7 protein-coding genes and 5 pseudogenes are annotated in these 14,659 nt (G+C 67.6%); 3 read left to right on the forward strand and 9 right to left on the reverse strand.

The window, feature by feature from the left end; translation table 11 throughout:
* Positions 1 to 209 precede the first annotated feature (209 nt).
* Positions 210 to 404: pseudogene (locus tag JK364_RS58280) on the forward strand (transposase); the annotation flags it as partial.
* An 8-nt stretch (positions 405 to 412) separates the two neighbouring features.
* Here JK364_RS58280 and alr read toward each other — a convergent pair.
* From alr to JK364_RS58285, 5 genes and pseudogenes are all read right to left on the reverse strand, one after another.
* Positions 413 to 1,557, reverse strand: a pseudogene (alr, locus tag JK364_RS47175) (alanine racemase).
* 22 nt (positions 1,558 to 1,579) lie between these two features.
* On the reverse strand, positions 1,580 to 1,981 hold the full coding sequence (locus JK364_RS47180) for a RidA family protein (RefSeq protein WP_201857614.1): 402 nt from the start codon (positions 1,979 to 1,981) through the stop codon (positions 1,580 to 1,582).
* Positions 1,982 to 2,439: 458 nt separating this feature from the next.
* Positions 2,440 to 3,876, reverse strand: a complete 1,437-nt coding sequence (locus JK364_RS47185; RefSeq protein WP_201857615.1) for an amino acid permease — start codon at positions 3,874 to 3,876, stop codon at positions 2,440 to 2,442.
* A 357-nt stretch (positions 3,877 to 4,233) separates the two neighbouring features.
* Entirely contained in the window at positions 4,234 to 6,180 is a 1,947-nt protein-coding gene (locus JK364_RS47190) for an N-acyl-D-amino-acid deacylase family protein (RefSeq protein WP_201857616.1), read from the reverse strand.
* 282 nt (positions 6,181 to 6,462) lie between these two features.
* Entirely contained in the window at positions 6,463 to 7,131 is a 669-nt protein-coding gene (locus JK364_RS58285) for an FAD-dependent oxidoreductase (protein WP_372462081.1), read from the reverse strand.
* A 124-nt stretch (positions 7,132 to 7,255) separates the two neighbouring features.
* Here JK364_RS58285 and JK364_RS47200 point away from each other — a divergent pair, with 124 nt between their 5' ends.
* Positions 7,256 to 8,797: a PucR family transcriptional regulator gene (locus tag JK364_RS47200; protein WP_201857618.1), complete on the forward strand. Its 1,542-nt coding sequence runs from the start codon at positions 7,256 to 7,258 to the stop codon at positions 8,795 to 8,797.
* A gap of 386 nt (positions 8,798 to 9,183) precedes the next feature.
* Here the strand turns inward: JK364_RS47200 and JK364_RS56325 are convergent.
* A pseudogene (locus tag JK364_RS56325) lies at positions 9,184 to 9,373 on the reverse strand (IS630 family transposase); the annotation flags it as partial.
* A gap of 293 nt (positions 9,374 to 9,666) precedes the next feature.
* Positions 9,667 to 9,795, reverse strand: a pseudogene (locus tag JK364_RS56330) (TetR/AcrR family transcriptional regulator); the annotation flags it as partial.
* Positions 9,796 to 9,861: 66 nt separating this feature from the next.
* On the opposite strand from JK364_RS56330, the pseudogene JK364_RS47205 reads away from it, so the two are divergent.
* Positions 9,862 to 10,251 (forward strand): annotated as a pseudogene (locus tag JK364_RS47205) (saccharopine dehydrogenase family protein); the annotation flags it as partial.
* Here JK364_RS47205 and JK364_RS47210 read toward each other — a convergent pair.
* Both JK364_RS47210 and JK364_RS57820 read right to left on the reverse strand, forming a co-directional pair.
* Complete coding sequence (locus JK364_RS47210) at positions 10,247 to 12,436, reverse strand: protein kinase domain-containing protein (protein ID WP_201857619.1); 2,190 nt, start codon at positions 12,434 to 12,436, stop codon at positions 10,247 to 10,249. The pseudogene JK364_RS47205 and the gene JK364_RS47210 overlap by 5 nt on opposite strands.
* A complete protein-coding gene (locus tag JK364_RS57820; RefSeq protein ID WP_201857620.1) occupies positions 12,433 to 14,646 on the reverse strand; it encodes a protein kinase domain-containing protein in 2,214 nt (737 codons plus the stop codon). Before JK364_RS57820 ends, JK364_RS47210 begins: the two co-directional genes overlap by 4 nt.
* Positions 14,647 to 14,659: the final 13 nt, after the last annotated feature.

Raw genomic sequence — 14,659 nt, forward strand, 5'->3', positions numbered from 1 at the left:
AACGAGCTGGTGCGTGATATCGGGTGAGACGTGTTTGGCTGGTGAGTGGCATGATCCCGGTGTGGTGATCACGGTCGCCGCGACCCCATCCCGGCGACAAGTGGATCAGGGACATTATCGCTCAGCTCGACTCCATCGGATCCACCCTCGACCTCGTCGACAGCCCCTGACTTGCCGCGGGCCGCCCGGACGACGGGCGGCTCGCGGCACTGCCCGAGGGCCGGTCACCACGCGTTCGCTGCCGCCACCCCTCCGACACCACCCACGCGGAATGAGCCTTGCTTCGAGCCCCTGCTGCCACGGCCAGCCTGTGAGGCCCTCCGCGGCGCGAGATCGTCGATGCCATCCGCTACGTCGTCGATATCGGATGCGAAGGGAGGGCCCTGCCCTCGGGCTTCGCACCCTGAAAACCTCAATAGCCATTGAGATAGCGTCGGTGAACGCGCGGGCGATGCATTCCGGTGACGATCTCGTAGGTGATAGTGCCTAGCGCGTCCGCCCACTCATGGGCAGTTGGCACTCCCTTCGCGCTGCCGAAGAGGACGACTTCGCTGCCGGTCAGTGGACGGTCGTTGCCGCAGTCGACGACGATCTGGTCCATGCACACCCGTCCGGCCACGTTCCTCAACTTGCCATCGAGCCACACCGCCATACGGCCCGAGAGCGCGCGGGGTACGCCGTCTGCGTAGCCCACGGGGACCAGGGCCAGTGTGGTCTCCTGCTCGGCAGTCCAGGTGCTCCCGTAGGAGACGGATTCCCCTGGCGGGATTGTCTTGGTCAGCGCGACGCTCGACCGGAATATCATGGCGGGCCGCAGGGCGGCGGTGTGTTCGCCTCCGATCGGGTCGAGTCCGTAGACGGCGATGCCGACTCGGACGAGATCGAAGTGAAGGTCGGGCCGGGTGAGGGTTGCGGCCGAGTTGGCGATGTGCCGTTTCGGCGTGAGGCCGGCGCCTCTTCGAACCGCCGGGCCTGGAGGCCGGTGACGGGGTGGCCGGTCTCGTCCGCGCAGGCCAGGTGGGACCAGATGGCCACAGTATCCACCGCTGGTTCGGCCGCGGCCGCTTTCGTGAGCTGGGGCCAGTTTTCGGGCGGGCATCCGTTGCGCCACAGTCCGGTGTCGACCTTCAGATGGATGCGCGCGGTGCGACCCGCCCGGCGCGCGGCGCACGCGATGACCGCGAGTTCGTTGAGTGAGCTGACGGATACGTCGATGTCTTCGGCGATCGCTCGGTCGAAGTCGGCGGCGGAGGTTTCCAGCCAGCTGAACAGGCGTGCGGAGACGCCGTGTTCGCGCAGTTTGAAGGCGCTGGCCAGGTCGCATGTGCCAAGCCAGGTGGCGCCTGCGGCCAGGGCGGCCTCGGCCACTGGCAGCAGTCCGTGGCCGTACGCGTCCGCCTTCACGATGGCCATCGTCTCTGCCCCGTTTCTCCTGGCGAGTGCGGAGAGCAGGGCGACGTTGTGCCGAATTGCGGCCAAGTCGATGACGGCCTCGGCGCGAGGAGCCAGCTCCTCGGTCTGCGGCGTGCTCTGGAGGGGCTTTCGCCGGGTTCGCATGGGCGTGCGTGCCTGTTCCATCTCATCGCTGTCGTCGATAGGCGACGGCGTCGAACTCGACCTTGGTCGCGCCGCGAAACCTGCTCACTTCGCCGGACGCTCGCGCCGATGCACCGGCGCGGCACATCACCTCGATGTAGACCTCGTTGAGCGTCGGCAGTTGATCAATGTCCGCGACGTAGGCGTTGATTTTCACCAGCGTCGACCGGTCCGCGCCCGCCGCTTCTAGATGGGTTTCGAAGTCGCGCAGAGCAGTGCGGACCTGGGTTGCGAAGTCGTCAGCCACAGTGCCGTTGGGCTCGACCGGCAGGGCGCCACTCGTCGGGACCATCTCGCCGAATGCGACCGCAGCCGAGTACGGGGCGCCCTGGGGAGTGGAGGCCAGTCGGATGAGCTCGCGCACGAGCCCGGGTTCAGCCGTCATCGTTCAAGTGCCCTTTCGTTCTGGTTTGCGTGCCGCCGTACGCCCCGACCCTGCCGGTCCGTAGACGGATCGGAGTGTCGGCATGGCGTGTTCAGAGCTGGTACGTGCGGAAGCCCGCAGTGCACGGGTTGCCGATTGCCACGGAAGCGCGGCGTTCCTCGCAGTCGAAGACCACGGACGCGGCAGTGATCGAGGGCTGCTGGTCAGGGCTTCTTCGTATGCGATGCGGCTGTTCACCGCGTGATTGGCGTGTACCCGTCCCCGGCCGGTCTGCGAGAGGCGGTCGGGCTGTGGTTCGTCGGCGGAGACCTCGATCAGGTCGGCTCCCGCAGGGTCGCCCACCAGGTAGGCCCCGCCACCGACGCCGCACTCCCAACGGTTCCGGCACCTCTGTTTCGACGCCATGTGGTGGCATCGAAACAGGCGACACGAGTTCGGGGTTCCGCGGTGCGTGCTGTTCAGCGAGTCCGGACGTCCGCGTGGCCCTGCTCTACCTCAGCCGCCGGGCTGCTGCGCTTGGCCGAGGCGAACCAGCCGCTGGTCAGCAGCGCGGCCCAGGCGACGCCGACGTAGAGCGAAATCCGCCCATCTGCGTCCATCGCCGTCAGTAGGGTCACGAAGGCGAGGAAGACCAGCGCGATCCAGCTGCAGACCGTGCCACCCGGCGCGGGGAACGACGACGCCGGCAGCAGGCCCTTGACCACCTTTGCGCGATAGCGGATGTGGCTGATGAGGATCATCGCCCAGGTCCAGATGGCCGCCGCAGTCGCAACCGACATCACATATCCGAACGCCTTTTCCGGAACCAGGTAGTTCAGTACCACGCCGACCGACATGACGATCACGGACACCGTGATGCCGGCCGCCGGCACCTTCCGATCGCTGAGCTTGCCGAGGAACTTCGGCGCCTCGGAGTTGGCGGCCAAGTCGCGCAGCATACGGCCGGTGGAGTACATGCCCGAGTTGCACGAGGACAGGGCCGCAGTCAGTACTACGAAGTTGACGATGCCTGCCGCCAGCGGGATGCCGATCTCGCCGAAGGCCGCCACAAATGGACTGACCCCCTCGTGGAACTCGGTCCACTTCACGACCGAGAGGATCACGATCAGCGAGCCGACGTAGAAGACGATGATGCGCCAGGGCAGGGTGTTGATCGCTTTGGGGAGGGTCTTCTCGGGGTTATCCGACTCGCCGGCGGTGACGCCGACCAGCTCCACGGCGAGGTAGGCGAACATGACGCCTTGCAGCGTCATCAGGCTGGAGCCGAGGCCGTTCGGGATGATGCCGTCGTGCGACCACAGGTTGGTCACAGTGGCGGTGTCGCCGGCTTGGGAGAAGCCGAGGGTCAGTACGCCGATGCCGATGACGATCATGCCGATGATGGCCGTCACCTTGACCATCGAGAACCAGAACTCCAGCTCACCGAAGATCTTCACGGAGATCAGGTTGACGCCGAAAAGGACTACGAGAAAGGCGAGGGCGCTGGTCCACTGCGGGATGTTGGGGAACCAGTAGTTGATGTAGATCGCCGCTGCGGTCAGTTCGGTCATGCCGGTGACGGCCCACATCAGCCAGTACGTCCAGCCGGTCACGTAGCCGAAGAACGGGCCAAGGAATTCGCGGGCGTACCCCGCGAACGAGCCCGAAACCGGGCGGTACAGCAGCAGCTCGCCGAGGGCCCGCATGATGAAGAAGATGACCACGCCTGCGAGCGCGTACATCAGGATGAGGCTGGTGCCTGCCTTCTCGATGTTCTTGCCGGCGCCCAGGAAGAGACCGACACCGATCGCGCCGCCTATGGCGATCATCTGTACCTGGCGGCTGCCGAGCCCGCGCTCGTAGCCCTCATCGGGGGCGTCAGCGGCTGCCGCCCCCGGGGCCTTGGGTGTGGTCATGCTCGCGCCCTTCCGCCTGTGGGTGACACCGTGTTCATGCTTTCCATGGACAAGCTCCAGCTCTTTCGTGATGCGTCCGCAGACTTCCGTGTGCGGGGACGGTGCCAGCGAGACGCCGAGGCCGCACGGTTCGACGCACGTCTGTCAGTGGGGCAGCTGCGCCCCGCCTCGCCCTCGCCACAGGTCCGCTAGTGGGAATTGGGAGGGGCGCCGGTCCCGTCGATGTCGCGAACGGGACCGGCATGGTCCCTCACGTCCCGCAGTTGTGTCGTTGTTCCTGTCTTTGCCGATCAGCTCGTCAGCAGCAGGGTGGCCGGGCGGATTGTGGGGCCTCCCTCGTCAAGCGGCACCGGCCGCTCAGAGGGCGCCCTTGATCGAGTAGCCCCCTGCGACCTTCACGGTGACCACGGTCTTGCCGTCTTCGAGGGGGTCCTTGTCGTCGACGATGACGACGAAGGAACGTTCGTCGTCTTGACCGGCGATCCGGCCTCGGCCGGTGATGCTCGCCCAATCGTCGGCCACCTGGAGCTTGCCCAGCCGGGTGCTGGTGAAGGTCAAGTGGTGGTCGGGTGAGTTGAGTACGAGATGGCCGGTGGTGTCGCCGTCGTGGCTCCGCGCGTGGAAGCTGATCTGAGCGAACCGCCAAGCGGAGGTCTGTTGGAGGGGAACCAATCGGCCGTTCGTCGACGCCCGGACCGTGTCGGAGCCGGTTTCACGTCGGCTGATCATGTTCCCTTCGCGCCGTAGGACCTTGCCGGCGCGCGCGTTGGTGAGCTTGCCGTGGATGAGCGCCAGAGTCCCGTTGATGATCACGTGTTCGACGCCTTGGGCATACTGCTTGGGCTTCTCGAAGGTGGCGCGGTCGATGATGGTGTCCGGGTCGAACACGGTGAGATCTGCCGCCATGCCTTCGGCGATGTATCCGCGGTCGACCATGCCGATGAGCGTAGCGGGCAGTCCGGTCATCTTTCGGACGGCCGTCTCCAGGTCGATGACGCCGCGTTCGCGGACGTAGCGGCCCAGTACTCGGGGGTTGGTGCCGTAGTGGCGGGGGTGGGTCGTGGGATCCGTCGTGGTTCCGCCGTCGGAGGCGACCGCGACCAACGGGTGCCGCATGATGCGCTCGATGTCCGCTTCATCGCCGAACATATAGATAGTGCTCGTCCAGCCTTCCTCCTTCTCGATGATCCGCATGGTGGCTTCTCCAGGGCTGACGTTCATCTCCTTGGCAGCGTCGGCCAGAGTCCGCTGCTGGTCGACCAGGCTGACGTTCTTCGCCTCGCCGACCTTGACGCGGATGATTTCCTCGATCTCCTGTGCGATCGTTGGCCGTTGCATGGAGTCGGCGAAGCGCTTCAGGTATTCGCTGCGCCCGCCGTCGAGCACTGTCCGTGGGACGATCCACTCGAGATTTGTCATCGCGGCCGGGTAGGGGTATTGGTCCATGGCCGCATAGGTGCCCCGCGCGTTGGTCTGGTCCAGCAGCGCGAGGGTCTGGTGGGACTTCCCCCAACGGGCGTGCATGATCTTGTGGTGGGTGATGATCGGCACCAGGCCGGCGTGCTCGCCGATCCTGAGGTGCTCGGCGACCGCGTCGACGACATCTATGTCCTCGTTGCGGATGTGGTTGGGTGTGTTGGTCCGCCAGTCGCGTGCCGCGCTGAGGACCTTGATCACCTCGTCAGTATCGGAGTTGTGCTGCGGCATGTAGTCGAGGCCGAGGGAGACGCCCCAGGCGCCGCCGCGCAGGCCATCTGTCACGAACTGCTGCATGGCCGCGATCTCGGCCTGGGTGGCGCGCCGGTCCTTCTCGCCGACGGCCCGGCTCCAGGCCCCGTCGAAGGCGGCGTAGGCACCCACGTTCTGACCGAGGCCGGCGTCTTCCACGGATGACAGCTTGGAGATCGGGAACTCCTCGAACCCGTCGGGGTTGAGGAGGGCGGTGGTTACGCCCTGGCGTAGCGCTCCCTCGGCGACCGGCAGGTCACTCGGAGTGGGATGCGTGTGCAGGTCGATGAAGCCAGGAGCGACGACGAGTCCCGTGGCGTCGATCCTCTTCGAGGCCGAGGCGTAAGAGAGGTCACCGATTCTTGCGATCGTGCCGTCCTTGATGCCGACGTCCGCGAGATAGCGGGCTCGACCGGTGCCGTCGATGACGGTGCCTCCGGTCAGGACGATGTCGAGCTGCGCTGCCGCGGCGCTGCCTGAACTGGCCTGCGCGGTACCGGAAACCGCGGCGGTTACACCGGTGGCGGCTGCCGACAGCAGCAGTCCTCTCCGACTCCAGTGTGGTGCGTCAGTCATGCGTTCTCACTCCTTGTCGGGCATTGGTGTTGACAGCACGATGTGCCTGGTTTTGGCGTGCTTGACGGCGCGTGTGAACGCCGCTTCTGGGGTTCGGCCGAGCGGGCCGTCGACTGCTGGTGGCAGTGAGCGTCATCGGAGGGGGTCCACGGCGTGCAGCTCACGAGGGTTTTGGCCAGTGACGATCTGTTCTGCCAGGAGTTTTCCTGTGACGGGGCCGAGCGTGACTCATGGCGGCTCTGCGCCGCAGGTCCAGGGGGGCGTCGGCCGGTCGGAACTCCATCATTCCAGCGACGCGCAGTCGATCCCCAAGGGGGTGCAGGCGAGTCGCTCGGCCGGGAAGTAGACCGGGCCGTCGGGCAGTGTCTCGGCCTTCACCGAGAAGCTGTACCCGCCGGGCTGGACGCGCTTCACGCCGAACGGTCGGGCGAGCTTGCTCAAGTGCGTACTTGTCGACAGAACGACAGCGTCATCCTTCCTTATATTGATTCGGGCACCGCCTCCGTCCGCGGCGACACGTGTGACCGCAGAGTTCGCGTGCAGCATTCCGCCGCGTGAGACGACTGCATCGGCGAGTGCGCTTACGAAGGCGGCGGAGTCGATGAACCGTTGACCTTTGAGTGCCAGGGCGCAGCTGATGTTGCGTGACAGGGTGGGCAGGCACGGCCGCTGCCGCTTCTGCGGCGTCGAGGAGGCCGAAGTCCACGGCCAGTCCCAGTTGCTGAAGGTGCTCGAACTCGTCCAAGAGTGCTTGCCTCTCTCGCTGGTCGCGGTACGCGACGGTGAACGGTGCGGCCGCCATCGACGTGACCTGGAGATCTGCGGCCCTCCAGCTCGGCGTAGGCATCCAGCGCCGCGCTGTTGAGCGGGGCCGGCACGGCCATCGCGTGCTCCCAGCGCCGCCGTGTGCTGTGGACAGCCCCACCATGCCGACGCCCACGACGGCCACATGGCGAGGAGCCCCGTCACTCAGGTTTCTCATGAGCTTCATGGTGGCGTGGAACCGATCACACGAGAATGTCGCGATCAAACATTCCTGACCCACCCTGCTGTCCAGTGCGTACACTTCTGCCGCATGGTCGCCGCGCATCGTCTCTTCGACAGCCTTGGCCCCGGGGTCGCCACGACGCTGGTCGTAGGTCAATCGACCGATGTCACGAGCCTCCAGTTACATGGCGACCCGGCTGATAGAGCAGTTGGCGATGCCATCATCATCGCCACCGGCGCCCTCGGAACGGAGTCCCAGCTCGCAGTGATCGCCGCCGCCGCCGAACAGCGGGCGACGGGCGTCGTGCTGCGTGCTCCAGTCGGAGATCAGGCACGGCAGTTGGCCGGCGAGAGCCACCTCACTCTGGGGGTGCTGGCTGACGATGTCGGATGGACCGAGTTCATCTCGATGACCGACGCCCTGCTCCACCACGTCCACGCCCCGTCCGCGAACATCGACGACGCCCACCAACGAGTCTTTCGACTCGCGGACGCCATCGCCGAGCAGCTGAGGGCTCCCGTCACCGTGGAAGACATTCGCAACCAAGTACTGGCCTACTCCGCATTCGGCGAGACCGCCGATGACGCACGGATGGCCAGCATCCTTGGACGTGCAGTACCCGACAGCGTCGTGGCGCAGCTGCGCGCGACAGGCACATTTCGCCGGATGGCGACGAGTTACGAGCCGTTCACCGTGGATATCGAGGATCCGAGCTTCCTGACCCGTCTAGTCGTGCCCCTGCGTGTCGGCCCAGAACTCGTGGGGTCAATCTGGGTCATCCACTCCGGTGAACTGACCTCGCGGGCGCGACACCAACTCCGAGATCTTTCACGGTCCTTGAGCCTGCTGCTCATCCGGTTGCGTGCGCACGATGAACTCTCCAGCCGTTACACCACAGAGCGGGTTCGAGAGGCGCTCCGCAGGCCCGTTGACAGCTCCTCGAGCGAGGCCCTGGTCCTACCGGCCCAGCATGTCCGCGTAGCGGCATTGCGTCGCCTGGGCGACGCGACCCCACAAGATGACCTCGGGCTGTTGCGCACCGTATTCCGCCGCCAGGCGTGGGCTGATCCGATTCTCGCGGACGTAGAAGGCATGGTGTTCGCCATCCTCACGGACGACGACGGCCCGGGGAGTTGGAGTTGGGCGCGATCCTTGAGTTCGAACGGACGCATTGGCCCGGTGGGCGTCAGTCGCCCCACCTCCTCAGTAGCGGACTTGCCGGTCAGGAAGCAGGAAGCGCTGGAGGTGCTGCAAACCGGTGAAGCTCTAGGTTGTGTAGCAGCCAGTCACGAAGAGATATGGGCGCATCTCACCATCCGCCGCACACACACCGTCGTCTCCGACGCCATACTCAGTGACCTCATGGCGCTGAACGGTCAGAGCCGCGATGGTGCAGCGTTGGCTGACACGTTGCTGACCTGGCTGATGAACTGGGGCGACTACAACCGCGCCGCGGAAGCCCTACAGCTCCATCCCAATACGGTTCGCCAGCGCATGCGCCGGATCGAGTCTCTCCACGAGGTGAACCTATCGGACCCCGTGCAGCGACTCGCCCTGACCCTGATACTCCACACGCATCTCAGGGGCGACAGTCCTCCCGAAGCGAAGCCCGAGTCAGCCCTCCACTGAGCTGAGGACCTACCTGCCAGTTGGCGAACGCCACTGGTCCTCTCCGCGCTGTCAGGCAACTCACGTGCCTTCGCACCTGTGGCTCCTGTGCCCGAAGGGGCTCTGGCAAGGCCCACGTACTCGCAGTCAAGATGACCGGCAGAAGAGTGATCGGTGATCTCCTCCCTATCCCGGACCTACACGTTGTAGCCAGACGCTCTCACGATCACGCTCAGCCGTGTTGACTCGCCGCTGCCGGAGGGGCGGCGCTGAGCTGGTTCGCCGTGCCGACCGCCCAGAAGGTAAGGCCGTCAGCGCGACGCGCAGGCGGGACGCCCACGCGTCGCGCTGACGGATGAGCTGTTCGTCGCCTCGACCGTGGCGACGATCGGCTGACGCACTCACCTCTCGATCCGGTCCAGTTTCCCCTCGCGCTCGGAGTCTGGGGACTTCTTCCTGGTGCGCTGGAAGGTGATGCCACGGCGGGCGAGCAGGCCGCGAAACGCCTCGCGGCCGATCTCGCGCCCACCGAGGGTCCGGACATGCCAAACCGATCTCGTTGAACCGGTGGATCACGTCCCGGACGGATCGGACGTCACCACACATCCAACCGCCACGAGCGCCACAAGCGCCAACCAAGCGAACCTATGCGGTCAGAGCACGGGGAACTGAACGTCAGAGCTCATAGCGGTCCAGCAGATCGACCGCGTTGAGCATGCGGAAGTCGTCGAGCCGCTCGCGGAGCGTGGCGTGGTCCCAGTCCCACCAGGCGAGCCGCTCCAGCCGCTCCGCGATCTCGGGCGGCTGCCGGAACCGGATGATCCGTGCCGGTACGCCTGCGACGATCGCGTACGACGGGACGTCGGGCTCGCCCGGTCGAGCGGGTGGTCCGAACCGGTCCGCGCCCCGAGCCGCTTCGCGATCTGCGGCACGCTGAGGTCGCCTCGCCCGTCGATGAGTTGCGGCGCGGTGGTGGTGATGCGCTCACGGTCGAGGAGCCGTGTGCGCGGCCGTCCCATGTACGTGTTCTCCCCTGAAGGTGTGAGAGAGGTCTTCCCGGATGTTCAGAAGGAGCACGGCGACCGGAGTCGGGGCGCCTGGCTCTGGTCGGCATGGGTGTGGAGTCGGGCCTGTCGGACGTCTTCGCGCGGTACGCCGCGGACGAGCTCTTCGACGAGATCGAGGAGATCGGCCTGCGCGACGGCGCGAACCTCACGGTCGAGGGCTACGACTTCGCGCCCTCTTTCAGCATCTGGACCACCATCGAGGAGTGCCTGAACCCGCCGGTGGTCTACGAGAAGGACCGCGGCTGGTTCACCACCGCACCGTTCAGCGAACCGGAGGTTTTCGACTTCCCCGCGGGCATCGGACCGGTGGAGTGCGTAAACGTCGAGCACGAGGAGGTGCTGCTGATCCCCCGCTGGGTGAACACGCGGCGCGTGACGTTCAAGTACGGCCTGGGCGACGACTTCATCCCCGCTCGTTCCGCGACCTGCTCACCGAGTACGGCGTCGATGAGCGGCTGGCGGTCGGACTTGCCGAGTGTCGCCTGGACACCGAGAAGCAGAAGAGCTTGCCGGACCAACTGGCGAAGACCTGGTCGTCGGTGGGAAACGCCGACCAGGAGCCGGAGCCACCGCTGACGGGATGGTGCCAGATCTGTTGGCCGGTCTCGGCGTCGAAGCCGTAAAGCCCTTTCTTTCCCGCCAGGAGGAAGAGGCCGCGTATGGCGCCCAGGAACTGCAGCTCGCCGAGGCCGGAGCCTGCCGTCCATCGCCTCGCCCCGGTCCGGGCGTCGACGGCGTGCAAGACCTTGTCGAGGTAGCAGACGGTGTCACCGGACCGGTCGTAGCCCCGGTTTCCCCGGGCCGCGGTCCGCACGCTCCACAGGGTCTTGCCGGTCTTCGGGTCGAAGGCGGTGAGCAACCCACCGGTCGCGCCGACGGCGCCGGCGCCCGGGTAGCAGAACAGGGTTCCCTGGAGGAGATTCAGGGATCCTTGCCAGCCGAGGATCACGTTGTTCGTCGGTGGGAGACTGGTGGGCTCGCTCCAGAGCGTCTCGCCGTCGGCGGGCTTGAGTGCGAGCAGCCGCATATCGCCGTCGATGGCGTAGAGCACCTCGCTCTCGGACGGTGGATAGAGGGCGACGAGGTCCTTGGACCACAGGCGGTCGCCCGTGTCCGACGCGATGACGGTGTACCCATTGAGGATCGCTGTCGTGGACGATTTCGACGCGCGGCCCCAGACGATCAGATGGCCCGCCCGGGTGGTGCCGACGACCATGGGTCCACCCATGTCCGGCGTCTGCCACCGCACCTCACCGGAAGACGCGTCGATGCCCTGGAGACGCCCGTCGCTTCTGGTCACGAGCAGCGAGCCGTTCGCCAACTCAAGCTCCGGCGCGCCGGCCTCGGCCGGGGACGCGGCCCACTGCTCCTTCCCGGAGCGGCCGTCGACCGCGTGGACCTTCCCGTCGGTGCGTACGGTGTAGACGCGCTTGTTGTCGGCGGTGGTGCCGGTGTTCTGGCCGCCGAGGTCCTTCCACAGGAGCTTGCCGGTGGCCCGGTCGAGGCAGACCCCCGAAGTCTCCCCGCCGCACAGCAGGGTGGACGGTGTCATCACGAGGAGGGACATGCCGGGTTGCGGGAGGTCCGCGGTCCAGGAGAGTTCGGGGATGGCGGTCGTGTCCCCGTCGCGCGACCGGAGGATCAGTGCGGTGCCCGTGGCGGCCGCAGCGACGCCGAGCACCGCGCCGGCGAGGAGGCGGCGCCTGCTGAGCAGCGGAGTGCGCACCTCGTCATGCAGGCTGCGCCGCGCCGCGGTCACCTGCGACTGGACCGCGCCGAGCCAGCCCGCAGTGGTCGCCGGGCGCAGACAGCCCTGGAGCTGTGTGACGGTCGGACGCCGGGCGGGGTCCTTGTCGAGGCAGGCGGCGACAATGCCGAGCAGGGCCTGCGGGACGCCGGCCAGCTCCGGTTCCCCGTGGGTGGCGCGGTAGAGCAGTGCGTGCGGCGTGCCGGTCCCGAAGGGCAGGGCGCCGGTGGCGGCGAAGGCGAGCACGGCGCCGAGTGCGAATACGTCGCTGGCGGAAGTGAGCTCGGCCCCCGTCGACTGTTCGGGCGACATGAAGCCGGGCGACCCGATGATCTGGCCCTCCGCGGTGAGCACGGTCCCGTCGACAACCCGGCTGATGCCGAAGTCGATGACTCTGGGCCCGTCGGCGGTGAGCAGGATGTTGGACGGCTTGAGGTCGCGGTGGATGAGCCCGGCGCGGTGGATGGCGGCCAGCGCCTCGGCCAGGCCCGCGCCCAGCACGCGCAAGGTGGCCTCGGGCATGGGCCCGTGGGCCGCGATGGCGTCGGTGAGCGAGGGGCCGGGGATGTACGCGGTGGCGAGCCACGGCCGCGGCCCCTCGGGATCGGCGTCGACGACGGGCGCGGTGAAGGCCCCGCCGACCGCGCGGGCGGCGTCCACCTCGGCCTTGAAGCGCCGCCGGAAGTCGGGATCGGCGGCCAGTTCGGGGCGTATGACCTTGACGGCGACGGCACGGCCGCTGCGCGACGCGGCCAGATGGACGCGTCCCATGCCGCCCGCGCCGAGTTCCCGGATCACCCGGTAAGGCCCGATGTGCGTGGCGGTGGTGTCGCCCTGCGTGGTCATGGGGTGGGGCTCCGGAAGGCGTAGAGGGTGGTGTCGGACGCGGCGTAGACGGTCGTGCCGGAAGTCTGCACCGACCAGGACTTCTTGCTCTTGGCTTCGGCCCCGGATGCCTGGTGCGCCCACAGCGGTTTGCCGTCCGAGGCGCGCAGGACGATGAAGCCCGGGGTGTCGGCGCCGAACAGGGAGAGCGCCACCAGGGGCTCGGTGGCGGAGGGGCCTGGGTCGAGTGCGCCCGCGGGGTTGAGGGTCAGCGGGCTCGGGGTGTGCCACAGCTGGCCGCCGTGGCGCAGGTCGAGGGCGAAGACGGTGCTCTGGCCGTCCGCGACGTAGGCCCGCTTGCCGTGGACTGTGGTGGGGCTCAGGTTGGTCGTCTCGCTGACGGCGGTCCACAGGTCGCGGCCGTCGGAGGTGCTCAACGCCCGCACCTTGACGTGGGTGACCAGCAACACGTTGCCGTCGGTGGCCAGGCTCGGGTAGGTGCCGGGCTTGATGACGTCTCGGACCGTCCAGTGCACCTCGCCGGAACGCAGTTCGATTCTGTGGACGTTGCCGTTGTCCTGCAAAAAGCAATGGCGCCCGTCGGAGATGGCCTGGAAGTCGGAGCCGTTCACCGTGCGGGACCAGAGCACCGACCCCTCGGCGAGGTCCACGGCGCACACGCTGCCCTGCTTGCCGTTGGTGCTGACGACGGCGACTGAGCCGGCGACGCAGAGAACGTCCTGGACTTGGTCGGCGTACGAGTTCGTGTCCTTCTGCTCGGTGACCATGTGGGTGAACTTCAGGTCACCCTTGGCATCCACGCCGAGCAAGTAGCCGCGCTCACCTGCCCAGGCTGTGCCGAACAGCGTCGAGCCCCGGACTGTGAGCCAGTCCGGCCCGCTGGAAGCGTCGGACGGTATGCGGGCCTTGGCCGCCCAGCGTTCCTTTCCGGTCCTGGTGTCGTAGGCGATGGCGGCCTGCCTGTCCCAATGCACCAACGTGGAGCCGAGGAGCCGTAGTTGGCCGTTCTCCACCCGCCGCAGCGGGCTCGACCACTGCGGCTCCGGGCCCGCGGGTGCCTTGGCCCGGGGCCGGACCGTGGTACCCGCGCTACCGCCACGGCCCGGGGTGCGGCCGGGATCCGACCGCCGCCTGGCCATGACCGCGGCGCCCGCGGCCACCGTGGCGGTGCCACCGACCGCGGTGATCCACATGAAGCGGCGGCGGCTCGGCCTGCTCGGGTCCGCCGTGGTCGGCGAGGTCATGGGCATGGGGGGTGCGGCCACCAGGACGGCGGCGTGCGCCTCGCGTGCGGCGAGGTCGTCCCGCAGGCCCGATGTGAGCAGCGCGGACGGTTCGGTGGGGCCGGACGCGGCCAGCACCGAGGTGCTGGGCGGCCTGCGGGCGGGATCCTTGTCCAGGCAGGCGGCGACCAGCGGGCGCAACCCGTCGGGTACCCCGTCCAGACGTGGCGGGGCGTGGACGGCCCGGTAGAGGATCTCGGCCGTGTTTCCGGCGCCGAAGGGGCCCTGGCCGGTGGCCGCGAAGACCAGGACACAGCCGAGGGAGAAGACATCGGACGCCGGTCCGGCCTCGCGGCTCGACACGATCTGCTCGGGGGCCATGAACCCGGGCGTCCCGATCACGGCGTCCGTCCGGGTCACCTGCGTCGCGTCAGCAGCTCGGCTGATGCCGAAGTCGATGACACGAGGCCCGTCTTCTGCCACGAGCACATTGCCGGGCTTGAGGTCGCGGTGGACGATTCCGGCGGAGTGGATCGCGAGCAGCGCCTCGGCGAGGCCGGTGCCCAGGGCCCGCAGGGCCGGCTCGGGCAGCGAGCCGAAGCGGCGTATGACATCGTGCAGGGACGGTGCGGGGATGTACGCGGTGGCCAACCAGGGCTGCTGGGCGTCGGCGTCCGCGTCGAGCACCGGCGGGGTGTAGAACCCGCTGACCCTACGGGCGGCATCGGCCTCGCGCCGGAAACGCCCGCGGAAGTTCGGCATCTCGGCGTACTCGGGCCGGATGACCTTCAGGGCGACCAGGCGTGACCCAGGTGACCTGGCCAGGAAGACCTGGCCCATGCCGCCTTCGCCCAGGAGCTGGAAGACCTCGTAGGGGCCGATTCGGCCCGGGCTCTGCTGCCGTGGGACCGTCGTGTGCGGCTGGAAGACTTTTGTGTGCGGCTGCGGAACCGTGGGGTCGCTGCCGCCATGCGCCGGTGTGTGCACTGTGGTCGTGGAT

The sequence above is a fragment of the Streptomyces endocoffeicus genome (assembly GCF_016741935.1).
Lineage (GTDB): Bacteria > Actinomycetota > Actinomycetes > Streptomycetales > Streptomycetaceae > Streptomyces > Streptomyces endocoffeicus.